Source organism: Polaribacter huanghezhanensis (genome assembly GCF_030444335.1).
GTDB lineage: Bacteria > Bacteroidota > Bacteroidia > Flavobacteriales > Flavobacteriaceae > Polaribacter > Polaribacter huanghezhanensis.
The window spans coordinates 1,963,045-1,987,046 of the sequence record NZ_CP128595.1 but is presented as its reverse complement, the minus strand read 5'-3'; the positions used below and the strand labels follow the sequence as shown (position 1 = coordinate 1,987,046).

The 24,002-nt window shown below is 28.5% G+C and carries 24 protein-coding genes; 3 read left to right on the top strand and 21 right to left on the bottom strand.

From position 1 onward, the window contains the following. Positions 1-108 precede the first annotated feature (108 nt). The 17 genes from KCTC32516_RS09420 to KCTC32516_RS09340 form a co-directional block, all read right to left on the bottom strand. Positions 109-849 carry a glycosyltransferase family 2 protein gene (locus tag KCTC32516_RS09420; RefSeq protein WP_301400165.1) on the bottom strand — a complete coding sequence of 247 codons (741 nt, stop codon included), beginning with the start codon at positions 847-849 and terminating at the stop codon, positions 109-111. Next, positions 842-2,131: a phenylacetate--CoA ligase family protein gene (locus tag KCTC32516_RS09415; protein ID WP_301400164.1), complete on the bottom strand. Its 1,290-nt coding sequence runs from the start codon at positions 2,129-2,131 to the stop codon at positions 842-844. Before KCTC32516_RS09415 ends, KCTC32516_RS09420 begins: the two co-directional genes overlap by 8 nt. Further along, the gene (locus tag KCTC32516_RS09410) at positions 2,131-3,144 is read right to left on the bottom strand and encodes a glycosyltransferase family 4 protein (protein WP_366911171.1); all 1,014 of its coding nucleotides are present in this window, start codon (positions 3,142-3,144) and stop codon (positions 2,131-2,133) included. The genes KCTC32516_RS09415 and KCTC32516_RS09410 overlap by 1 nt, the downstream gene beginning before the upstream one ends. Further along, positions 3,128-4,456, bottom strand: coding sequence for an O-antigen ligase family protein (locus KCTC32516_RS09405; RefSeq protein WP_301400163.1), 1,329 nt, complete (start codon positions 4,454-4,456; stop codon positions 3,128-3,130). The genes KCTC32516_RS09410 and KCTC32516_RS09405 overlap by 17 nt, the downstream gene beginning before the upstream one ends. Continuing rightward, positions 4,450-5,526: a glycosyltransferase gene (locus KCTC32516_RS09400; protein WP_301400162.1), complete on the bottom strand. Its 1,077-nt coding sequence runs from the start codon at positions 5,524-5,526 to the stop codon at positions 4,450-4,452. The genes KCTC32516_RS09405 and KCTC32516_RS09400 overlap by 7 nt, the downstream gene beginning before the upstream one ends. Further along, a complete protein-coding gene (locus KCTC32516_RS09395; RefSeq protein ID WP_301400161.1) occupies positions 5,527-6,639 on the bottom strand; it encodes a glycosyltransferase in 1,113 nt (370 codons plus the stop codon). It abuts the gene before it with no gap. Then, the gene (locus tag KCTC32516_RS09390) at positions 6,639-7,187 is read right to left on the bottom strand and encodes a serine O-acetyltransferase (RefSeq protein WP_301400160.1); all 549 of its coding nucleotides are present in this window, start codon (positions 7,185-7,187) and stop codon (positions 6,639-6,641) included. Before KCTC32516_RS09390 ends, KCTC32516_RS09395 begins: the two co-directional genes overlap by 1 nt. Beyond that, complete coding sequence (locus KCTC32516_RS09385) at positions 7,184-8,320, bottom strand: glycosyltransferase family 4 protein (protein ID WP_301400159.1); 1,137 nt, start codon at positions 8,318-8,320, stop codon at positions 7,184-7,186. Before KCTC32516_RS09385 ends, KCTC32516_RS09390 begins: the two co-directional genes overlap by 4 nt. Beyond that, positions 8,302-9,720 (bottom strand): hypothetical protein, encoded by a 1,419-nt coding sequence (locus tag KCTC32516_RS09380; RefSeq protein WP_301400158.1) that lies wholly within the window; start codon positions 9,718-9,720, stop codon positions 8,302-8,304. The genes KCTC32516_RS09385 and KCTC32516_RS09380 overlap by 19 nt, the downstream gene beginning before the upstream one ends. A gap of 15 nt (positions 9,721-9,735) precedes the next feature. After that, entirely contained in the window at positions 9,736-10,860 is a 1,125-nt protein-coding gene (gene neuC / locus KCTC32516_RS09375; RefSeq protein ID WP_301400157.1) for a UDP-N-acetylglucosamine 2-epimerase, read from the bottom strand. 4 nt (positions 10,861-10,864) lie between these two features. After that, entirely contained in the window at positions 10,865-11,911 is a 1,047-nt protein-coding gene (locus KCTC32516_RS09370) for an N-acetylneuraminate synthase family protein (RefSeq protein ID WP_301400156.1), read from the bottom strand. Continuing rightward, positions 11,904-12,578 (bottom strand): acylneuraminate cytidylyltransferase family protein, encoded by a 675-nt coding sequence (locus tag KCTC32516_RS09365; protein WP_301400155.1) that lies wholly within the window; start codon positions 12,576-12,578, stop codon positions 11,904-11,906. Before KCTC32516_RS09365 ends, KCTC32516_RS09370 begins: the two co-directional genes overlap by 8 nt. Positions 12,579-12,599: 21 nt before the next feature. Continuing rightward, positions 12,600-13,559 (bottom strand): glycosyltransferase family A protein, encoded by a 960-nt coding sequence (locus tag KCTC32516_RS09360; protein ID WP_301400154.1) that lies wholly within the window; start codon positions 13,557-13,559, stop codon positions 12,600-12,602. A 154-nt stretch (positions 13,560-13,713) separates the two neighbouring features. Then, on the bottom strand, positions 13,714-14,586 hold the full coding sequence (locus tag KCTC32516_RS09355) for a glycosyltransferase family 2 protein (protein WP_301400153.1): 873 nt from the start codon (positions 14,584-14,586) through the stop codon (positions 13,714-13,716). Beyond that, positions 14,579-15,496, bottom strand: coding sequence for a glycosyltransferase (locus KCTC32516_RS09350; RefSeq protein WP_301400152.1), 918 nt, complete (start codon positions 15,494-15,496; stop codon positions 14,579-14,581). Before KCTC32516_RS09350 ends, KCTC32516_RS09355 begins: the two co-directional genes overlap by 8 nt. Before the next feature lie 52 nt (positions 15,497-15,548). Then, positions 15,549-16,835, bottom strand: a complete 1,287-nt coding sequence (locus tag KCTC32516_RS09345; protein ID WP_301400151.1) for an ABC transporter ATP-binding protein — start codon at positions 16,833-16,835, stop codon at positions 15,549-15,551. Between the two features lies 1 nt (position 16,836). Beyond that, the gene (locus KCTC32516_RS09340) at positions 16,837-17,700 is read right to left on the bottom strand and encodes an ABC transporter permease (protein ID WP_301400150.1); all 864 of its coding nucleotides are present in this window, start codon (positions 17,698-17,700) and stop codon (positions 16,837-16,839) included. Between the two features lie 113 nt (positions 17,701-17,813). Here KCTC32516_RS09340 and ftcD point away from each other — a divergent pair, with 113 nt between their 5' ends. After that, positions 17,814-19,508, top strand: a complete 1,695-nt coding sequence (ftcD, locus tag KCTC32516_RS09335; RefSeq protein ID WP_301400149.1) for a glutamate formimidoyltransferase — start codon at positions 17,814-17,816, stop codon at positions 19,506-19,508. Between the two features lie 3 nt (positions 19,509-19,511). Continuing rightward, positions 19,512-19,973, top strand: coding sequence for a GNAT family N-acetyltransferase (locus KCTC32516_RS09330; protein ID WP_301400148.1), 462 nt, complete (start codon positions 19,512-19,514; stop codon positions 19,971-19,973). On the opposite strand, the gene aroQ is transcribed toward KCTC32516_RS09330, so the two are convergent. After that, positions 19,968-20,381, bottom strand: a complete 414-nt coding sequence (aroQ, locus tag KCTC32516_RS09325; RefSeq protein WP_301400147.1) for a type II 3-dehydroquinate dehydratase — start codon at positions 20,379-20,381, stop codon at positions 19,968-19,970. The genes KCTC32516_RS09330 and aroQ overlap by 6 nt on opposite strands. A 42-nt stretch (positions 20,382-20,423) precedes the next feature. Here aroQ and xerD point away from each other — a divergent pair, with 42 nt between their 5' ends. Next, complete coding sequence (xerD, locus tag KCTC32516_RS09320; RefSeq protein ID WP_301400146.1) at positions 20,424-21,353, top strand: site-specific tyrosine recombinase XerD; 930 nt, start codon at positions 20,424-20,426, stop codon at positions 21,351-21,353. 89 nt (positions 21,354-21,442) lie between these two features. On the opposite strand, the gene rny is transcribed toward xerD, so the two are convergent. From rny to KCTC32516_RS09305, 3 genes are all read right to left on the bottom strand, one after another. Beyond that, positions 21,443-23,008, bottom strand: a complete 1,566-nt coding sequence (gene rny, locus KCTC32516_RS09315; protein WP_301400145.1) for a ribonuclease Y — start codon at positions 23,006-23,008, stop codon at positions 21,443-21,445. Between the two features lie 228 nt (positions 23,009-23,236). Continuing rightward, positions 23,237-23,530, bottom strand: coding sequence for a cell division protein ZapA (locus KCTC32516_RS09310; RefSeq protein ID WP_301400144.1), 294 nt, complete (start codon positions 23,528-23,530; stop codon positions 23,237-23,239). Positions 23,531-23,545: 15 nt separating this feature from the next. Next, a complete protein-coding gene (locus KCTC32516_RS09305) occupies positions 23,546-23,836 on the bottom strand; it encodes a coiled-coil domain-containing protein (RefSeq protein WP_301400143.1) in 291 nt (96 codons plus the stop codon). Positions 23,837-24,002 lie beyond the last annotated feature (166 nt).

Sequence of the window (24,002 nt, the reverse complement as noted above, 5' to 3'; positions counted from 1 at the left end):
AAATACAAAAAATAGTAAGGGGGGAAGGTTAATTCAAATAGGGGGAACATTGTTGAATCAAAAGTAAGAAGTTTTATAGATATTGTTGGTCTTTTTTAATAAATTTTTTTATTTAAAAATTTTTATTAAAATATTTGACGTTACTAAGTACAAAGATTTAAAAAAAGATAGTTTTTCTATTTTCCGAAACAATAGCCAATTCCATTTTAGCATTTCAAATTTATTATTAGATATTGAGTTGCTTCTTAGTCTATACTTTGATAATACTACATTAAGTCCATAAGCTACTTCATTTATTTTTAGGATTTTTAACCAAAGTGCATAATCTTGCCTTTTCCTTATAATCGGCATATATATTTTCCCAATACAATCAACATTATACATTACAGTTAGGCAACCTATTTTGTTTGATGAGAGCATTTGATCATAAGTCAATACATCATTACAAGTTACTGTTAAATTAAGATCTTCTCCTTCATCACTTATTTTTTTATATGAAGTATGGGTAAAGTTATAATTATGTGTTTCCATAAACTTAATTTGAAGTTCAAGTTTATTTGGAAACCATAAATCATCACTATCTAAAAAAGCAATATAACTTCCTTTAGACTTTTTTATAGAATTATTTCTAGCTACGGCAGCGCCAGAGTTTTTTATACTAAATAATTTAATCCTACTATCTTTTAATAAAAATTCTTTAATGATTTTTATTGAATTATCCGTAGACCCATCATCAGTAATCAATAATTCCCAATTTTCATAAGTTTGCTTTTGAATACTGGTTATTGTTTCGGTAATAAACATTTCCGAATTATAACAGGGTGTTATTATTGATACAAGCTTATTCATTTACTTTTGAAATAAAACTTTTTAATTTTCCTTTAAATGTATTTAGATTAGAATTTTGCTCTATTTCTATTCTCATATCGTCTTTAAAATATTTATATATTTCATTTTTTAACTTAGTAGATTCTTCTTCATTTAAAAATTGTTCTATTTTAAAAACTAATAACCCTTTTTCCTTTTGAATAACTTGATAGTTTAGAATAATATTATCATTATTTGATAAATTTTTGAAAATATAATAGAAGGTAAAACTTGGATAAATTTGCTTTACTCCATAAATATTACTTCCAACTCTACCCGTAATATCCTCTAATATCAAATGCTCTTTTCCGCAATTACACTTCTTCTCTTTAGGGGCCAATTTTATATAGTCTCCCAATCTGTATCTTATTATGGGAAATGATTTCATTTGCAAATGTGTTACTAAAATTTCATTCTCTATTTCTTCTACAATTACACCTTCCATGTTAATATGCATATTACCACTCGGACACTCAAAAGCAATAATTCCAGATTCTGTAGCTCCATATTCACTAATCATTTTTAATCCAAATGCTTTTTTAACTTCATCTTGATATTTTTCAAAAATTTTCTCAGAAGTTCCTTTAACCATCAATATTTTTTCAGGTTTTAACAACTTCTTTTCATTAATAGTTTTTGCTGCTTGATATAGCATCGAAGAATATCCATGAATATATTTTGCTTTTTGTAATTTATTAACAAATTTGTTAAATGCTTTTTCATCATAACTAAAAACTCTAAATCTATTCTGAAAACGATCTAAAATTATAGTTTTTATTTTCTTTATAAGTGAAAAACTAAATCCCCAAAAATACCCATTTCTATCCCATGGTTTTACTTCGAAAAGCTCATAGCCTTTTATAATTGAGGCTCTATTAAATGAGTCTGCAAATTCATCTCTATAGAACTCTAAAGACTGTCCTGTTGTACCCGAGGTAATTGCTTTAAATTTTTTTTTAAATTTAAAATTTGTGTGAATTATAGAATTATGTTCTAAAATATCTTTTTTTGTTAGAATAGGTAGCTTTTTTATATCTCCTAAGTTTCTAATATCAGAAGGTTCAATTTCTAGTTCCAACATTTTTTGTTTGTAATAATTAGAGTACGTGAAAGCAAAATTTAGTAGCTCTTGTAATTTTTTAAATTGGTAGTTCTCTAATTTTTCTAATGACCAACTTTCTGATTCCTTTAAAAATGCTAACTGCTTTTTTATTGATGGGTTTCTAAAATTTCTACCTAATAAATAAATAAATTTATAAAACATTATTTTAAAATTTTAAACCATTTATATTTTACAATATCCCAATTAAAACTTTCAACTTTATGTCTTGCTTTTTTTGCAATTTCAGGATGCCCTCCTTCTAATAAGGAAATTATTTCATTAACCATTTGATCAATATCTCCTTTATTAATTAATAAACCATCTACTTCATTTGAAATTAAGTACGGAATTCCGCCAGCATCTGTTGAAACAATTGGTAAACCAAGCGCCATAGCTTCAATTAAACTTACAGGTGTATTATCTACATTTGTTGTATTGATAAAGATGTCAAAATCTTCAGATTTTTTATGCCAATCTTTTTTAGACAATACACCTGTAAATTCAATATCATCCAATACGTTTTTCTCTTTAGCTAATTGTTTTACTTTTTCTAAACTACCATCTTTATCTGGACCAATCATACAAAGTGTTGCTCCTAGATATTTTACTTTTAACTTCCTTAATACATCTATCGCCATTAAAGGGTTATAAATTTCATCAAAAGCTCTAACAAATAATAATTTAGGTTGTAATACTTTTCTTTCTTTAAATTTATAATCTTTAATTTCAATAACATTGGGAATTAGTACAGAAGGATACCCTTTTTTCTCAAATTCGTGTTTTAAATAATTTGAAGGAGCAATATTTCTATATGAATTCTTGAAAATTAACTTTGATAGTTTTCTAGAATCCTCTAATCTAAACGGAAGGTTTCCGCCATGTAAAATTGGAATGTATTTTATTTTGAAAAGTCGGGCTATTTGAGAAGTAAAAAAAGCGTAATAAAAATTAGCAGTGCTATATGTGTCAATTAGTATATAATCAACTTTACTGTGTTTTACTATTGTTAAACACATATCAATCATTCTTAAAATTTTATTTTCTTTATTCGATGTTTTTATTAATTTAAACCCTTCTAATTGTAATAAATTAGTTAAGGTTTTTATTGTTGTTGGATAGTTTGAGTTATTTGATAAATCATTTCCAATATATAAAATATTACTCCTCTTCATCATCTGTAATAATAATTAAACTTAATGCGTAAATAAACCCAGGTAAGGCTATCCGCATCGCAGAATGGTTAATTGTTAAAAACCAAATTAAATAAAATGAAAGCAAAAAGCTCCGTTGGTAGTTGTTAGAATTCCAAATATTAAAAAGCGGAATTATTATTAATCCTATTAAAATTATCAATCCAGATATTCCATGTTCCTCTATCAATCTTCCTATTTCATTATGAGATGCGGCTGTAATATCATTACTTAATGCTTGTCTTTTATATTTACCATTCCCTACACCAATACCCAAAGGATTCGCAATAAAACTACTAACTTGTTCTTCTAAAATATCAACTCTTCCTGAAGTGATGTCTTCTTTTTGAACTCCACTAGCATTTTTTCCCGCATATCGATTATCTAACATACCGCCTGTAACTCCAGAAGTATAGACCCAAATAGCTATTGAAAAAGTAATTCCAACAGCTAAATATTTAACAAAGACTTGCAGTGCGTTTTTATTTGAAATAATATAAAATATCGCAAACACTATTAGGGCAATTAAACCCGTAATAATACCTCCTCTCGAAAAAGTTAACAAACCTCTATAAATAAAATACATTAAAAAAATTAAATCAAGGAGCACAAAGCCTGTAATTCTCTTTTTCATTAAAATAAAAACAGGAATGATAAAAATCCCTAGCCCAATTGCAGTTGCTACTTGATTGGGCCCAAAGCCAGCTGATGCTTCAAAATTTGCTGTACCTCTAAAAATAATTTCTTTTAAATTGGGTGTTCTAAAATATATATAAGTCAGCATTGAAAACAAAGGCAAAAGCATACAGAACAAAGAATTAAGTAAGTTTTTTTTTGAAATTATTCTCTTATAAAAATAGATTCCAGAAACCCCTAATACTAAAGGACCACTAAGATTAAAGACAATTGCGTTTCTTATTGATTCTCCTTCCGGAACTCTTGTAAAAAAAATTCCAATGAAAAGAAGTAAAAGGTAAAATAAAAACTGAACTCCAAATTTTTGATTAAATCTCCCTAAAAAAAAACCAAAAGTTAAAAATATAATTACTGCGTACTTCCCTGACTCATAAAAAACCAAAGAGTCTGTCATTCTTAAAAAAACCTCAGCACCAACAATATAAGCAGAAAACATTAATGCTTCTTCATTGAAGTTTTTTTGAGATATTAAATAAAATATTGGGGCAACAATACAAATCAAACCAAATATTTTAGGAAAAAAAGAAAACGTAGCTAAATACCCAATTACAATATGAATACTTATTAATAATAGTTTATTTTCTATAAATCTGTTTAACATTCGTTTTTGTAAATCTCTATTATTTTAAAAATCGCTGCTTCTTTAGAAAAATCTGTCGAAACAGTTTTGTTAATTTCTAAAGCCAAAATTTTCCTTTTCTCTTTAGAATTCACCAATAACCGTAAAGCATTCGCTAAAATAATACTATTTGATGGAGGAACAATAAAACTTGAATCTTTAATAATTAAGCTGCATTCACCTACATTGGTTACTACAGCTGGAATATTTGCCAAACCATATTCTAAAAGAGAAATTGGCAATCCTTCTGACTTTGAAGATAACACCCCAATTGTTGCTTGTGATAAAATATGTTGGATATCTAAACAAATTCCATATTGAAAGACTTTATTACTTAATTTATTTTTTTTAATAAAATTATCAATCGAATCAGAGTACTCGTCATTATACGATTTACCAACCAAATGTAGTGTCCAATCTTCATGTTTATCTGACACTAATTGAAATGCTTCTAATAAGTTTAAATGATCTTTTTGTTTTCTGTATCCAGCTAAATGAACAATTTTTTTTCCTTCAACGCCTCTTAAAATAGTTGTTTTTTCTTGATTAATAAAAACAGGAAAATTCCGAATAAAAAAAACATTCTTAGTTTTTAAATTCTTTGATGCCCATTTTTTTAAATCATTATTTACAGAGATTATTACAGAAAACAAGTATGAAAATATCTTTAAAGAAAAAACACTTCTACTATTTAAAAATGCACTATTTCCGTAATGATCATGCCAAACAATTTTAATTTTAGGATTTATTATTTTTACAGAAACAGCAATAAATGAAGATGATGAATGCGCGTGAACAATCTTAATATGATGTTTTTTTATATATTTATTTAGCTTTAGAATTGCCTTAACATCAATTGTTTTTTTTCTGTTTAAAAAAATACAACCAACATCAGGATGTATATTTTCCTTTAAAACTCCTTCGCTTCTTGTAGCACACAAATGTGAATCTATTTCTTGTTCAGATAGACCATTAGCTATATTAACTGCCAACACTTCTGCTCCCCCAACATTAAGCGAATCTATAATTTGTATGATACCAAGTTTGTTCAATTATAGTAAGTTTTTAATTTCTTTTTCAAACTTTTCTAAAGTAAATTGTTGTGACCAATCTTTTGCTTTAGTCACTTTTTTTAGATATATGTTTTCTTGACTGATATACTTCTCTAATTCAATTATAATTTGAGTTGTACTTTTATTTACAATACTGCCTCTTTCTCCATTTCCTAACATAAAAGGAACACAAGAAACTTTTGATGATATTGGTAAACAAGACCAAAACATTGCTTCTGCAACAACCTTTGGCCAACCTTCAGATTTAGAAATAAAAACTAAAAAATGACTTTTTTGAAAGGCTTTTTTTACAATTTCTTTTGGTTGATTTCCATGTAAAATCACATTATTACTCAATTTATTGTTTAAAATATAATCTTTAACTGCATTAAATCTTGCCCCATCACCAAACAGATCTAACTGAATGTCATATCCTTTACTTACTAATATTTTTGCAATTTTAACGGTTAATAAAGGCTGCTTACCAATACTAAAATTGCCTACAAATAATAATTTAATTTTTCCTTTTAAGTTTTTCGGTTCAATGGTTGTAATTTCATTTTCTGAATAAGAAGCTGTAAAAAAAGGGATTATATTTTTAGATTGATTTTTCCACTCTCCATAAACCAATACTTTACAGTTTTTGGTTAAAAAAGTATTAGAGAGTATCCATTTTTGTACTTTATAACTAAATGGCTGCTTGCTTCTAGGATCCCAATTACCGGCATATTTAACAGTTTTTGGTTTAGAAGGAAAAGCAATTTGCACAAAACACCCTAACAACCCAACATTTCCTGGACAACGTAAATGAATGTGGTCTGACCAAAACATCCCTTTAAAAATTTGGAAAACTACAAAAGGAATTCTAAATAAAGATATTAATGATTCTTTAATATTATGAAATGAAATTACTGGTGTTTTATTAATATCAAAATCTTGAAGTTGAAATTTTGAAGTCAATAACTTTTCTTTGTATTTTATTGGACAAACAAACTTAATTTTTTTAACATTTTTCATCCATAAATCCATTTCATAAACATAGGGCGAGTAAGCAAGTTTTTCTGATTTTAAATTTTCTAATATAGGTGCGCTTGAAATTACTACAAAATTCATTAAATATAACTTTTAGATCCTTTATTATTAATACAAATTGCGGGAACTCCTATCATCGTTGAAGAATGATTTACATCATGTATAACCAAACTATTAGCTGCTATTAACACATTGTTTTCTATTAAAATTTTACCTGCAACTACAGCATTAACTCCAATATAAACATTATTACCAATTATTGGTACTCCTCTTTTGATTTCCCTTCCACTAACTCCAATTGTTACCCCCTGTGATATGTTACAATTATTTCCTATCACAGCATTTGCGTTTATAATTATCCCTCCAAAATGACCAATGTAAAAAGAATGGCCTATTGAGCAAGAATATGGAATTGAAATTCCAGCAAAAATTTCAATTATCTTTTGCCAAAAAACCGCAAAAAACAATAATAGTTTTTTTATGGTTTTTGGTAAATTACTTTTATATATTTTATTAGAAATTCTATAAACAAAAATAGCCCATAAACCTTGAGAAGTTATAAATAAAACTAATTTTGATTTATTACTATATTTTTGATATTTATTCAAATCCGTTAAAAATAATTTCATGTTAATATATTTTTATAAAACTGTATGTTTTCTTCAATAATTTTAAATGAATTAAATCTTTTTAAAATATCCTCTCTTGCATTGATACCCCTTTTTCGGGACTCTTCTTTTGAACTCAAAATATCAATTATTGATTCAGCAATTTTTCTAGATGTAATCGATTCTAGTGTTTTAAAAATATTCTTATTATTTTTAATTTCTTCAAATGGTTTAATATTACTTGCTAATACAGGTTTCTCCATTAATAGTGACTCAATTAATACCAGGCCAAATGATTCCATACGTGAAGGGTAGACACATAATTCTGTTTTTGCTATATAATTTGAAACTTCAGTATGAGGAACTGGACCAATTATATTGATGTTCTTTTTATCAGCATCTAAAATAAAGGTTTTTAAATATGCGATATATGATTTTCCATCAGGAAACGTCCAATCTCTACCAATAATGTTTAAAACAACATCTGGAAATTGTTTTTTAATAATTGGAATTGCTTGCACCAATTGTCTAACTCCTTTTTTCTCACAAATGGTACCAACAAATAGCAAACTATTTTTTTGATATTCTAACGCATTGTTGTTTTTAAATTGGTTTGCATCAACCGTATTATAGATTGTCTTAAAATTAAAACTCCTTTTTAAGTATTTTTTAGTTTGATTACCAACATAATTACTTACTGCAATAAATTCGTTAGCATTCTTAAAGGATCTTTTTTCTTGATATGCTCTCCAAAATGCAGGCTTTTTATTGAGTTCAATTGCAAAAAAATGATGTCCACCATGCAAACGAATTACTTTTTTATAGCTCGTTTTTTTAGGAAAGAAAGCAAAATTTAATTCACTTCCTTCTACAATATCAATTGTATTAATAGTATTTATTTCGTTAATTTTTTTTAAAATCCGTTTTGTATGATCATAAAACCGTGCAAATTTCCATTGAGATTTTGGCAATCTATAAACATGAATTCCATTTACTTTTTCAATTTGTTCTGAATTTATAGTATAAAAACCAACAACAGAAACAGCTATGTTTTTCTTGACTAGCTTTTCTCCTAAAAATTTAACGACAGAACCTATTCCTCCTCCATTTAATCCTTCGGTAGGAAATTCACTTGTTATGAAGCAGATGTGCATTTTTCTAGAATTAGGTTTGCTAAATTTATAGAATTTTTTTCAAGAGGATGTTGTATTATTCTTTTTAACCATAATTTTCTGTCTGTTCCTATCAAATCTGGTGTAGTCAATGCTTTTTTTAATAAGGGATAAAAATCTGTTGGATTAGTAATCCAGCCAACTGCATTTAAATTTTCCATGCTTTTAAAGTGTTCAAATTGATAAATTCTTTCTACTGACCAATTCATATCTTTCTTTGGATTATAGTTTAGATATAAACAAGGCTTGTCATAAATAGCAAAATCATGTGCCATTGTACTTCCTAAATTTACAACAACATCAGAGTGTAAGCAAGTATTAACTAAAAGAGAAAGATCATTATACGTTGGATATATCATTGTGAAATCTGCTTCTTGAGAAGGTTTTTCTACACGCCAATCTGGGTTAATAATAGCAATATCATTTTTATATTTTTCTAAAACAGCATCATATCTATCACTAAAATCTACAGGACATCTTCTGAAAATAATTTGTGGCCGTTCGCTTTCTGGAAACTTTTGTAAAGAAGAACATAAGTCTTCAAAAAAGACTTGGTCATGCGGAGATGTAAGTTTATCATCACCAGAAAAACAAATGGTTTTTTTATGAATATCTAAATTGTATTTCTTAAAAAAGGCTTCTTTAGTAAGTTGCAATTCCTTCTTTTTATAAAACTCAAATTGAGGTGAACCAACAATGTACACATTCTTTGGAGAAATTTCTTTATACAAAAGGCACAATTCTATTTTCATTAAGTCTGACCACACAAAATACATATCTGGTCTGCAGATTAATCTACCTTTCGGAATGTTATCCCAAGAAAAAATTATCGTACTATTTTTAATTTTTAACTCTTGCGCCGCTAAAATTACTGGCGTAGTTATTAGCGATCTTTGATGAAGGTTTAATATAAAATCTGGTTGCGATACTTTTAAGTCTTGTTTTACTTTTTTATATGCGCTTGTCCTTTTTATTTTGTTTTCATACTTTATTTCATATCTCCTTAGTCTATTGTAACTTTTAGAAAAAAAAGTTCCAAATATTTTACAGAAAAAATAAAACACTTTTAACTTTAAATATTTCGGGTTTTTACCCCAGAAATCAAGTATTGTTTTATTTTTTAAAACATTTTTAAAATAAATCAATCTAGCATATGCGGCTGATTCTCTTAATAGTTTTAAATAAAAACCCTCTTTTAAATCAGCAATTTCTTTGTGTTCAATTTTAATTTTATGAACTTTTTCGATTTCTTTAATGGCTACATCAGAAACCTTATGATATAAACATATTTCTGCTCCGTTTTTTCTTAATTCAGTTATTAAATCTGAATATAAATAGTTTCTTATTCCTACACCATCTGGTACTAGAATTACAATTTTCATTTTATGTTTTTTAAATTATAAATCTTGAAATTGTTTTTGACAATTCACATACCAAATCTGCTGAGAATTTAACAAATGTAAGAAAAGTGTATTGCTATTTCCTTTTCCAAAATCAGAAATATCCAATTTTTTAGATTTAAATTGACTACTTTTTCCAATAGCTGATAAAATTTCATTTACATCATAAGATACATTTAGAATAGAATTTCCTTTATATCTATTATTTTGTCTAGAGCCAATATCTATAGTTGGAACTTTGTAAAATGGAGCTTCTCTAATACCTGCACTAGAGTTACCTATAATAAAAGCTGATTCTTTCAATAATTTAAGAAAATACTCAAATCTTAAAGAAGGAAAAATTTTAAATCTAGAATTATTTTCTAATCTTTTGTATTGCTTTAAAACTTCTTCAGTTCCTAAATCATTATTAGGATAAATAACAACATAGTTTTTAGTAGATTTAAGTAATGAATCAACATATATTTTACTATGTTTTTTAATGTTTTTATATTCTGTAGTTACAGGGTGAAACATTGCTATAGAAAATTTATCAAAAGGGATTTTGTAATATTCTTTTACCTGATCAATACTTGGTAAATTAGAAGGGTTCATTAGATCTAAATCTGGTGAACCAATAACATAAACTGAAGATTCTAATTCTCCCATTTGGATTAATCTTTTCTTGGCTTCATCATTAGAAACTAAATGTAAATGTGATAATTTACTTACAGAATGTCTTATTAATTCGTCAATGGTTCCAGAAATTTCTCCGCCTTCTATATGAGCGACTAAAATATTATTTAAGCTACCTACAATCGCACCTGCTAAAGCTTCTATTCTATCTCCATGGACAACAATTAAATCTGGTTTTTGTATTGCTATATATTCAGAAAACCCTTGAATTGTTTTTGCCAACCTTCTATCCATAAATTCTGAGCCAACATGATTTTGAAACGTTGAAATATTTTTAAATCCGCTTTTATAAATTTCATTGACCGTTAAACCATATTTTTCGTCTAAATGCATACCGGTTGCAAAAATTTGAACATCAAAATTACCAGATTCTTGGGTTATTTTGATTAACGATTTTAGCTTTCCAAAATCAGCTCTTGTTCCAGAAAGGAAAACTATTTTTTTCATTTTATTATTTTTCTATATCGTTTAGTTCTAACTGTTTATCCTTAGCAATCGATTTTGTTGCTTTTTTACCTAAAATAGTATTAAATTCTTCTGCTAAAATCTCTCCGGAACCTGGTCTTTTTACCCAAATATTATCTGTCGTAAAAGTTTCACCCTTTTTAATAGCTTTTATTGTACAAACTGAAGCAAATGCAAAATCGATTGTTACTTGTTCTTCTTTAGCTGGTTTTTTTGTTCCTCCTCGCATTTTCCATATCAATTCTGAACCTTCTATTAGTTTTTTACAAGCTATCTCGTCCATAGAACATATAATATCCGGACCTGTTCTACTCATCTTATCTGTAAAATGACGTTCTAAAATACTCGCTCCTAAAGCAACTGCTCCTAAACAAGCATGATTACTTGTTGTATGGTCTGATAATCCAAATACATGTTTTGGAAAAGCTTTATGCAATTCTGTCATTGCTCCAAAACGGACTAATTCTGGTGGCGTTGGATATAAATTTGTGGTATGTAACAAAGCTAACGGAACGTCATATTTATTGAAAATGTCTATCGCTTTTCCAACGCTTTTTATTGTATTCATTCCTGTACTTAAAATAACAGGTTTCCCATATTTTGCAATATGTTCTAATAAAGGATAATTATTACATTCTCCAGAACCAATTTTATATGCAGAAACATTCATTCTTTCTAATCTTTCTGCTGCTGCTCTAGAAAAAGGAGTAGAAATAAAAATCATTCCTTTACTTTCTACATATTCTTTAAGTTGAGTTTCTTCTGATTCATTCAACGAACATCTATCCATAATTTCATAAATAGAAACATCTGCATTTCCAGGAATTACATTTTTTGCTGCTCCGCTCATTTCATCTTCAACAATATGAGTTTGATGTTTTACAACTTCAACTCCTGCTCTTTTTGCAGCATCAACCATTTCAAATGCCGTTTGTAAACTTCCTTCGTGATTAATTCCTATTTCTGCAATTACCAAAGGCCGAAAATCTTCCCCTATTTTTCTGCCAGAAATTTCAATATATGGTTTATTCATGCATCATTTTGTTAAAATAATAGTTTGCTAATTCTAAATCTTCTTTTATGTCAATATCTATCGTCGAAAATATATGATCTACAATAAAGGGATAACATTTTGTATCTATAATTTTTCCTCCTATAATCAATTCTGCCTTAGATATATATATCAAACCATTTTCAAAATACAAAGGCTCTAAGTCTTGACTTCTTTGCCCAAATATATAACTATACGGTTTAAAAACTGAGTTATTAATTTTTCCTAATTTTTTTTCACTTTTGGAAACTGTCATTAAACTCTTACATTCTTGTTTATTAAATACTTCTAACGCTTCTTTAAATAAATTTTTAGGACGTAATGGATTGGTTGCTTGTAATAAAATAACATTTTCAAAATCTTTATTAAATCTACTTAATACATATTGTAGAGCTGTTATTGTAGGTTCAAACTCTCCAGAAATTTCTTCAGGTCTATCTATAACTTCTACATGATTTCTTTTTGCAATTTTTTTTACCAAATCATCGTTAGTAACGATAATAATTTTATCTCCTTTTTTTATATTTTCTCTAGCATAATTCACTGAATGCATAAATAAAGGAATTCCGCCTAAATCTAAAATATTCTTGTTTAAAAGCCTTTTAGAATTTGCTCTTAAGGGTATTATCACTAGGTTCTTATTTGCCATTTTATTTTATATTGATTTCCTTTAAATTATTTTAAATTTCTTTAAAACTTTAAATAGCAGTTTCTTAATTAAATAAGTTAATTTATTCCTTTTTAATTGTTTAATATGGGTTAAAAAAATTATTTTTTTACTAAACCGATACTTTCTAATCCAATCAGGAATAGTATTCCCTAAATGATAGGCAAATGCTTTTAGAGTAGATACTCTATAGTATCCTAATTTATCAAACTGTGAATCTATAAACTCATTTTCATCTGCTTGCTTAAATACAAATTCTGGTTTAATTAATGGAAAAAATTTAAAAACATTCTTATAGGTGGCAATAAAATGGCCAGAACCTACACAAGCTTTAACTCCTTTTTTTTCTAAATAATATTGTTTTTCTTTCCAATTATAATTTCGATTATTAAATATTTTAGTATTATTGGTTCCTTGCTCAAAAAGTAAAAATGATTCTGAATCTACAACATTTTTCATTTTTGGCTTTCTATATAAAGATCCAAAAAGTGACACATTATTATACAAAGCTAAATGTGGCGCTGGAACTGGAGACACTACGCCAACTTTTTTAAAAACAGAAAATAGTTCAAAAACTTCTTTTTCCCAATGGTTAAAGTAAAAAACATCGGCATCTGCAATGGTTATATAATCTTCAAAAGAAGCTCTAGCTTCTGATAATACCGTATACACTTTCCCATAATTTGATACCAACTTAACATGTTTGTCTATTTTTTTATCAACTAATAATTTATCAATAAAGTCTGTAACTTCTACTTTACAATTATTATTAATGATTGTTATTGCTGTATTGTTTGAAGATATAGTTAGTAATAAAGAATTCATACTCTCTTTAAACACATCAAATAAATCTTTAAAGTAAGGATCTTTATCTTTAGGAATGTACACAGGAATTAGTACTCTATGTTTCTTATAGTGTATTCTATTACTTTTTTCCTTTTCTGGGTTCGTTCCTATTCTCATTTAAATTAAATCTATTTACTTCCCAATAGTTTGGTAAGTATTCTTTTTTTGGATTGTAATCATTGTTTTTTTATCATTGACATCGGCTTTTATAAAAGTTGCATAATTATTAACTTTCAATATAATTCCTGTTATTAAAATAATTATTATTTATTTAATCAAAATTAATTGTTTTTATTTTTTTTATTGAAAAAAAATATTTTTCAAAAAAACTGAGTTTAATTATCTTGTTTGGATATAGCAAATTATATCTATTTACCCCTGAAACTAAAAGCTTTGATGCAATTTTTTGTAAAACAAAAGGATTATTTACACCCATTTTAACAAAATTATTATAAATTTTTTTTTCAATTCCTATATATTTATTACTCTGTAAAGAGAGTCTTTTAATATTATTATATTCTCTGTAAAAAGCTAATGGTTCGTTAATGTAAAATACTTTGTGGAAATAGAACAATCTTTGGTAAAAATCTATATCTTCTCCAACTTCGAGAGTTTCATCAAAAAAAAGATTCCCTACAAAAACTTCCTTTCTTATTAAAGGTGTTGATGCTTTTACCAACCACGTTCCCAATGCATTCCAAAATACATACCCTGTACGTTTATGAGCTTTATTTTTTGTAGCCCCATATCTAATATTTAATTTTTCGTTAAATTCATTTATTACTTCTAAAGATGAATGCACACAATCAATTTCTTTATTACCTTCTAATATTTCTACCTGAATTAGAAGCTTATCTTTTTTCCACAAGTCATCATCATCTAAAAAAGCGATATAACTTCCTTTTGCTTTTCTAATTCCGAAATTTCTAGCCGAAGACACACCTCCATTTTCTTTGTAACAACAACAACAATTATCATACTGATCACAAATAGTTTGAGCATACATATTTTTAGAACCATCATCAACAACTAATACCTCAATATTTGAATAACTTTGATTTACAACACTTAATATGGCTTCATTTAGAAACTCAGGTCTATTATAAGTCGGTATTATTACAGAAACTAGTGGCTCTTTACCCATTATTATATTTTATTAATTGACTAAATATATTTGGAATTAATTGTAAATAATATTTAACTTTTAAATTAAAATCAAATATTTTAGTATTAAAAATTCTTCTTTTATTACTCCAAATATACTCTCGAAAATATTTTTTTATTAAAATGTTCTCTTTGTTTTTTATGTTAAAATAATGTAAGTATTTTATTTTTTCTTTAAAGATATCTAATTGTTGCAAAGTAGATAAACGGGTTGTAGTTGAGTCTGCATGTCTTCTAAAAAAATTTAGTTTTTTATTCAAAAAAACAAATGAACTTTTTTGTAAAAGGTAGGTCCATAAAAAAATATCAGAAGATTGTTTATTTGTAAATATAGCTTTGGGGATCTTGGTTTTTGGTTTTCTAAAAACAACACAACTGCCATTTGTGATATAGGTGTTGAATGGCATTTTATCTAAAAAAACATCTCCGACAAACGCTTTATAATTATCCTCAAGAACATTTAAATCTTTAGTCCGATTATTTGTATTGTACAAAAACTGTTTATTGGCATCAACATAGTTACTAGCACAAAAAGACAAAGCTGCTGTTGGGTTTTTTTCTAAAAGTATTATTTGCTCTTCTAAAAACTTAGGGTTTGAATAATCGTCTGTTTCAGCTACCCAAATATACTCTGTATTTGCAAGTTCAATTCCTTTTTCCCATGAATTATAGCCACTTCCTGTATTTTGATTATTAATTATATATTTTTCAATTTTATCTAGATGTTTTTTTTTAAATTCATTTAAGAAAGTTAGACTTTCGTCTGTCGAACAGTCGTCTATAATAATTAGTTTCCAATTTGTATAGGTTTGATTTATTATTGAATCTAACCTGTCTTTTAAAAACTTAGCATGATTATAACTTGGTAAAATTATTGAAACTTTATGCATTTTTCTTTAATATAATTTTTATAATTAACAATTACTACCTTTCATCTAAGTGTTATTCCCATTTTAATAAGGGTCGAACAAGTCCCGGTATTTCTTGTTTATAATTATTCCCTCTAGATGTATGATTACCAATTTCATCTATCACATTAAAGGCTAAAACCTCCATCTGATGAAATTCAACTACAAATGGATTGTATCTCATAATTGCATAACTGCAGCTATAACTCCCATTTGTTAAAAAATTTCCTGAAATAATTACACTTCTTTTGTAGTACCCTTTAGTTAAAGCTTTTTTTATTGTTGGTGCAAAGATATCGTGAGAAGTAAATATATGTATTCCATGATCATTAAATATATTGACCGAACTAACAAACAATTCCCCCTCTTTAGTTATGTTGTGGGTAAACTCTAATTCTATATCCTCAGAAATCAAGTGATTAAGGGAGACTTCCTGTTTTGTGTTCAAAACTCTAGCTTCACGTAATTCTATAAAATTAGCTTTAGGGCAATTAGAATCTGTCCAACTAACAAAAGCTAGTTGATTTCTGTTTTTTAAATAACAATTAACTACTTCTGATATGGGGCCAGAAAAAGAAATGTATCCATCCTCAATAAGTAAACCAGATGTGCATAAACTTTGAACTGCAGCCATATTATGACTCACAAACAACACTGTTCTTCCATCGGTATTAGAAATGTCTTGCATTTTACCAATGGCTTTCTTTTGAAATTCTGCATCTCCAACGGCCAACACTTCATCAACCACTAAGATATCTGGTTCTAAAAAAGCCGCAACAGCAAAAGCTAAACGTACTTTCATTCCGCTAGAATAGCGTTTTACAGGCGTATCAATATAACGTTCACAACCAGAAAAGGCAACAATTTCATCAAATTTTGATTCAATTTCTTTTTTGGTCATTCCTAAAATAGCCCCATTTAAAAAGATATTCTCTTTTCCAGTCATTTCTGGATGAAAACCTGTACCAACCTCTAATAAAGAAGCAATTCTTCCTTTTGATTTAATACTTCCTGTTGTTGGACCAGTTACTTTAGATAAAATTTTTAATAAAGTCGATTTTCCTGCACCATTTTTACCTATGACACCTAGTATCTCTCCTCTTCTTACTTCAAAATCAATGTTTTTTAATGCCCATACATATTCTGATTCTCCTTTTTTAGATCTATTATTTGACTCCCCAATTTTAAGAAAAGGATCTTCTTTTCCTCTAATTCTAGCAAAAAACCGATTTAAATCGTGACTTATGGTTCCTGTACCAATGGTACCCAATCGATACTGTTTCGATACATTTTCTACCTTTAAAATTACTTCGTCTTTCATCCTAAATTGTATCAATAAAACTTTTTTCTGTTTTGTTAAAAATAAGCAACCCTAAAATAAAAACCGCAAGTGAAATCAGCAGCATATAAAAAACATCTAAGGGTAAAACTTTCGCTTCTATAGTTGGAAATACAATTTTTCTAAAATTTTCGATAACGATAGTCATAGGATTATATTCTACTACCCAAGAGTATTTGGGCACTTTTTCTTTAATCAGTTCTACAGGATAAACAACTGCCGACAAATACATTAGCAACTGTACTCCAAAAGAAACCAAAAAAGTTAAATCTCTATATTTTGTTACCATTGAAGAAATTATCATCCCCAAACCTAAACCTAAAACCCCCATTGAAACAAACAAAAAAGGCAGGTATAATAAATCAAAAGAAAAGCTAAATTCTAACCTGTTTGTAGAAACAAAATACATGTAAAACACAATAAAAATAAATAATTGAATTGCAAATTTTAATAAATTTGAAACAATAATAGACATTGGCATAATTACTCTCGGAAAATATACTTTCCCGAAAATCTGTTCATTTTTCTTAAAAGTATCTGAGGTATCTATTAAACAATCTTTGAAATAATTCCATGCAGTAATTCCCCCTAAATTAAATAAAAAAGCAGGAATACCATTTGTAGAAATATTCCCAATATTATTAAAAACTAACGTAAAAATAATTGAAGTAAACAAAGGCTGAATAATATACCACAATGGACCTAAAATCGTTTGTTTATATAAGGTAATAATATCTCTTTTTACAAAGAGCATTAATAAATCTCTATATTTCCAAAGTTCTTTTAAATTTAAATCAAATAAACTTTGTTTTGGGGTAATTTCAAAAAGCCATTTTTCTCTCTTCATTCTTCAAATATAGGAATCAAACAAATATAATTAATTTAACGAAGTTTTATCAATTCTTATCTAATATAAATTGATATTTCTTTACTTTTGATTTCAACAAACAAAACTAAAAAATGAACAAGCAGCTTATAGAATGTGTTCCTAACATTAGCGAAGGACGAGATTTACATAAAATACAGACCATTGCAAATGTTGTAAAAGAAGTTGAAGGAGTTAAATTGTTGGACATTGACCCCGGAAAAGCAACAAACAGAACTGTTATTACTTTTGTTGGAGAACCTAAAAATGTAATTGAAGCTGCCTTTAGATTGATCAAAAAAGCGTCAGAATTAATAGATATGAGTAAACATTCTGGTGAGCATCCAAGATTTGGTGCTACAGATGTTTGTCCTTTAGTTCCTATTGCAAATATTTCTATGGAAGAAACTGCAAAGTTTGCGCATCAATTAGGAAAACGTGTTGGTGATGAATTAGGAATATCAGGCTATTTTTACGAAAATGCTGCAACTTCTGATGAACGAAAAAATTTAGCTACCGTTCGTTCTGGAGAATACCAAGGTTTAAAAGAAAAATTTAATACTACAAATTGGAAACCTGATTTTGGTCCATCAACATACAATCAACAAGTTATTTCTTCTGGAGTTACAGCAATTTCTGCGCGTGATTTTTTAATCGCTTATAACGTAAATTTAAACTCTACTTCTACCCGACGTGCAAATGCAATTGCTTTTGATGTTAGAGAAGCCGGAAGGACTTTACGCGGAGGAAATCCTGCTACAGGAAAAAAAGTATTGGATGAAAATGGCGAACCAAAACGAGTTCCTGGAAAATTAAAAGCGGTAAAAGGAATTGGTTGGTTTATAGATGAATACGGAATTGCTCAAATTTCGTACAACTTAACGAACATCAGTATTACGTCTATGCACGAAGCTTTTGAAGAAACTGTTTTATCGGCAACAAGTCGCGGATTAAGAGTTACAGGGTCAGAATTGGTTGGTTTGGTTCCGTTACAAGCAATACTCGATGCAGCTGATTATTTCTTAAGAAAACAAGAACGATCTTTAGGAATTAGCGAAAGTGAAAAGATAAAAATTGCTGTAAAATCTCTTGGATTAGACGATTTAAAACCTTTTAATCCGCAAGAAAGAATTATAGAATATGTAATGAATGCCGATGCTGATAAAAAATTAATCGATTTTACGGTAAAAGATTTTGCCGAAGAAACGGCTTCAGAATCTATGGCGCCAGGCGGAGGAAGTATTGCTGCTTATGTTGGTGTGTTAGGTGTTTCTCTCGGAACAATGGTTGCCAATTTATCTGCTCATAAACCTGGTTGGGATGATCAATGGGAATACTTTTCTGCTTGGGCAGAAAAAGGTCAGAAATATAAAAATGATTTGCTGTTTTTAGTGGATGAAGATACCAATGCTTTTAATAAAATTATAGACGGATTTAGATTACCAAAATCTACAGAAGAAGAAATAATCATCAGAAAAAAAGCTGTGGAAGACGCTACAAAATATGCTACCGAAATTCCGTTTAAAGTGATGAAAACCGCATACAATTCTATGGAAGTAATGCTAGAAATGGCGAAAAAAGGATTGCAAAATTCGCTTTCTGACGCTGGTGTTGGTGCCTTATGTGCAAGAACCGCTGTAATTGGTGCGTATTTTAATGTTCGCATTAATGCAAAAGACATCAAAGACAGAGCATTTGCTGATAAAATGCTTTCTGATGCAAAAATTATTTATGAAAAAGCGATTGCTTTAGAACAAGAGATGATGGCACTTGTTGATGCTAAAATTTAATACATGATAAAAATTTCTATTATTCCTTTTGAAGAAAAATTTACAAAAATTTTTTATGATTTAAATGTAGAATGGTTGCAAAAATACTTTTATGTAGAACCTTATGATGAAAAGGTTTTGAGCAATCCAAAAACACATATCATTGATAAAGGCGGTTTTATTTTTTTTGCAACTTACAAGAATGAAATTGTGGGTACGGTAGCTTTGATCAACGAAAAAGAATGTTTCGAGTTGAGTAAAATGGCAGTTTCACCAAAATATCACGGACAGAAAATTGGGCAACAGCTCATAGATTATTGTCTCGATTTTTCTAAAAATCAAGGTTGGAAAAACATCATGTTGTATTCTAATAGAATTCTTGAACCAGCCATTACTTTATACAAAAAAGTTGGATTTAAAGAAGTGCCGTTAGAAAAAGACGTGTATTACGAAAGAGCTAATATTAAAATGAAATTAGAACTATAAAAAACTTTGAATTGCCAATTCGTACCCTTTAATTCCAAATCCCAAAATAATCCCTTTTGCATTCGGTGCAATAAAACTTAGATGTCTAAATTCTTCTCTGGCGTGTACATTAGAAATATGCACTTCTACAACTGGAGTTTCAATGCCTTTTACAGCATCTCCAATTCCGACAGAAGTATGTGTGTAAGCAGCCGCATTTAAGATAATTCCATCATAATCAAAACCAACTTCGTGTAATTTATCAATCAATTCGCCTTCAATATTAGATTGAAAATAAGACAATTCTACTTTTAGGAATTTTCTTTGTAGGTTTTTAAAAATCTCAGCAAAAGTTTCTGAACCATATATTTCTGGTTCTCTTTTTCCTAATAAATTTAAGTTTGGTCCGTTTATAATGATTAGTTTCATAAAAAGTTTTAAAGTTGTAAATATAAACTTTATTTTTAGCTAATGAAATGGCAAAACGCACTTAAAGATTATCAGTTGTTTTTAAAAATAGAAAGAGGGCTTTCTAAAAACACGATTGATAGTTATACGCGTGATATTCAAAAATTGATGTATTTCTTGGAAGAAAACAAAATTACGATTTCTCCTATTCAAATTGATATCACTTTTATTCAGCGTTTTATTTATGAAATCGCCAAAAAAGTAAAACCAACTACACAATCAAGAGTAATTTCTGGACTCAGAAATTTTTTTGATTATTTAATTTTTGAAGATTATCGTGCTGATAATCCAACTGACTTAATAGAAACCCCAAAAATAGGAAGAAAATTACCAGACACTTTATCAGAAAATGAAATAAATGAGTTGATCAATGCTATTGATTTAAGTCACCCGCAAGGAGAACGCAACAGAACTATTTTAGAAACAATTTACAGTTGTGGTTTACGAGTAAGCGAATTAATTTCTCTAAAGATTTCTGATTTATTTTTTGAAGAAGGCTTTGTAAAAGTACTCGGAAAAGGAAATAAAGAACGTTATACACCAATAAATTACAATACTCAGAAATATATTGCTTTTTATATAAAAGACATTAGAAATCATATTTCTCCTCAAAAAGGATTTGAAGATACCTTGTTTTTAAACCGAAGAGGAAAAGGATTAACGCGTCAAATGATTTTTATAATTATTAAAAATTTGGCAATAAAAATCAATTTGAATAAAAAAATTGGACCACACACCTTACGGCATTCTTTTGCAACACACTTATTAGAAGGCGGAGCGGATTTAAGAGCGATACAACAAATGCTTGGACACGAAAGTATTACTACTACAGAAATTTATGTGCATCTAGATAAGTCGTATTTAAAAAATGTGGTAGAAAAATTCCACCCTAGAAATCCTCCTCTAACTCCTCCAAAGGAGGAAACCTCTTGATTTATATATACAAAAAAAATCCTGCTATTAAAAGCAGGATTTTTATTCATTAAAATATTTCTCCCCTTTGGGAAGATTAAGATGTTATTTTACTTCGCTACGTTCACGGCTCTCGTTTCTCTAATTACCGTAACTTTAACTTGACCAGGATAGGTCATGTCGTTTTGAATTTTTTGTGAAATTCCGAAAGATAATTCAGATGCTTTTTCGTCACTTACTTTAGTACTTTCTACCATAACGCGTAATTCACGTCCAGCTTGAATTGCATATGCTTTTTGTACACCATTAAATCCGAAAGCAATTTCTTCTAAATCTTTTAAACGTTGTATGTAAGAATCCAATACTTGTCTTCTTGCGCCTGGTCTTGCCCCAGAGATTGCGTCACAAACTTGCACAATCGGAGAAAGTAAACTTTTCATTTCTATCTCATCGTGATGTGCTCCAATTGCATTACAAACTTCTGGTTTCTCTCCATATTTTTCTGCCCATTGCATTCCTAATAAAGCATGTGGTAATTCACTTTCTGCATCTGGCACTTTTCCTATATCATGCAATAAACCAGCACGTTTTGCCATTTTAGCATTTAAGCCCATTTCTGAAGCCATAATTCCACATAAATTAGCAACTTCTCTTGAGTGTTGTAATAAATTTTGTCCATAAGAAGAACGGTATTTCATTCGTCCAACAGTTTTAATTAACTCTGGATGCAATCCGTTGATACCTAAATCGATAACGGTACGTTTACCAACTTCTATAATTTCTTGTGTAATTTGGTTTTCTGTTTTCTTTACAACTTCTTCAATTCTCGCAGGATGTATTCTTCCATCGGTCACTAATTTGTGTAAGGACAAACGTGCAATTTCTCTTCTTACCGGATCAAAACAAGATAAAATAATTGCTTCTGGAGTGTCATCAACAATAATTTCTACGCCTGTTGCAGCTTCAATAGCTCTAATATTTCTTCCTTCTCTACCAATAATTCTACCTTTTACATCGTCAGATTCTAAGTTAAAAACAGAAACACAATTTTCTACTGCTTGTTCTACTCCAACTCGTTGAATGGTATTTAAAACAATTTTTCTAGCATCCTGCTCTGCAGTCAATTTAGCTTCTTCAATTGAATTTTGAATAAAAGCCATTGCATCAGATTTCGCTTCTTCTTTTAGTGTACTTACCAATTCTTTTTTAGCATCTTCTGCTGATAAACCTGAAACTTGTTCTAGCATATCAACTTGTCTTAAATGCATCTTATTTAAATCGTTTTCTTTCTTGTCTAAAAAATCTAATTTATACGTAAAATCAGCTTCTTTTTCTTCTAAAGACTTGTTTAATCTTTTTGTTTTATCTGCTTCTGAAGCTATCTGAGATTCTCTATCGCGAATTCTCTTTTCTACTTCCGATATTTTCTTTTCTCTAGATAATATTACTTTTTCGTGCTCAGATTTTAGTTCTATAAACTTTTCTTTTGCTTGTAATATTTTATCTTTCTTTAGAGATTCTGCATCAATTTTGGCTTCTTTAAGAATTGACGCTGCTTCTTTTCTTGTATTATTTAAAAGTTTTTTCCCTTTTGATTTCTCTATCGCTTTCGCAATAATAAATCCTATAACTGCTCCGACTACACTAAGTGCAAAAGGAAGTATCATTCCATCCATAATTTTCTATTTATATATAAAAAAAGCCTACATCAGTGGTTTTTTTAAACTCCATTATGGCATTTATAGGATTAACTAATTGATCAAGGATCCATTTAGAAGCTGAAATAAATTCAGTACTTGTGGCTTGCTTTTACAATTAAGACTCATCCTTCATAATTGAATAGTGTTGAGTTTAATAAACTTATACTAACGTAGGCAGTGTATTGTAATTCTATTTTAATGAACTTAGCCTAAATGAGATTGTAACATTTCATTTAGTTTATTTATTTTTTCTAAAGCTTTGTCTGTATTATCATTTTTATCAATTGACGAAATTTCTAATTGTGATGCAAAACGCAAGGCACACATTGCCAAGACATCTTGTTTATCATTAACAGCATAATTTTGTTCGTACAAAGAAATTAAGTGATTGATATTGGCTGCAGCTTTTCTCATTCCTTCTTCTTCTTGCGTGTTTTTAACACTTAAAGGATAGGTTCTACCTGCAATTACAACATTAATTTTTAATTTTTCTGACACTGTTAATGAACTTTTTTATTCGCTTAATTGAACAATACATTTATCGATTTCTCGAATTAAAGCATTTATTTTGAGTTTTGTTTCTCTTGTACTTTCGTTACTGCCATCAATAGTTTTTGCAATTTTAAGAAGTTCAAAATTTTGATTTTGATCTTCTATGGTTTGCTGATTCAAATCTAATTGAAGTTGTAATTTACCAACATTTTGAAGAAGAATTTCATTTTCTTCTTTTAAAAATTCATAATTAGCTAATAGTGTTTTTAACCTATCTTCTAGTAAATGAATTGCTTCTAGTGTTTTACTCATCAATTTTCAGAATCGAAACTATTCCAACAAAGTTAACATTCTGAAAGCTAAAACACAAAAAAATATACTCTTTTTAACTATTAATTTCTAAACGACTGCTAATTAGGGTTCTAAAATTTTGGCTTTTCTTTGCTCTAATTTTTTACTATTTTAGCTAAAAATTGAG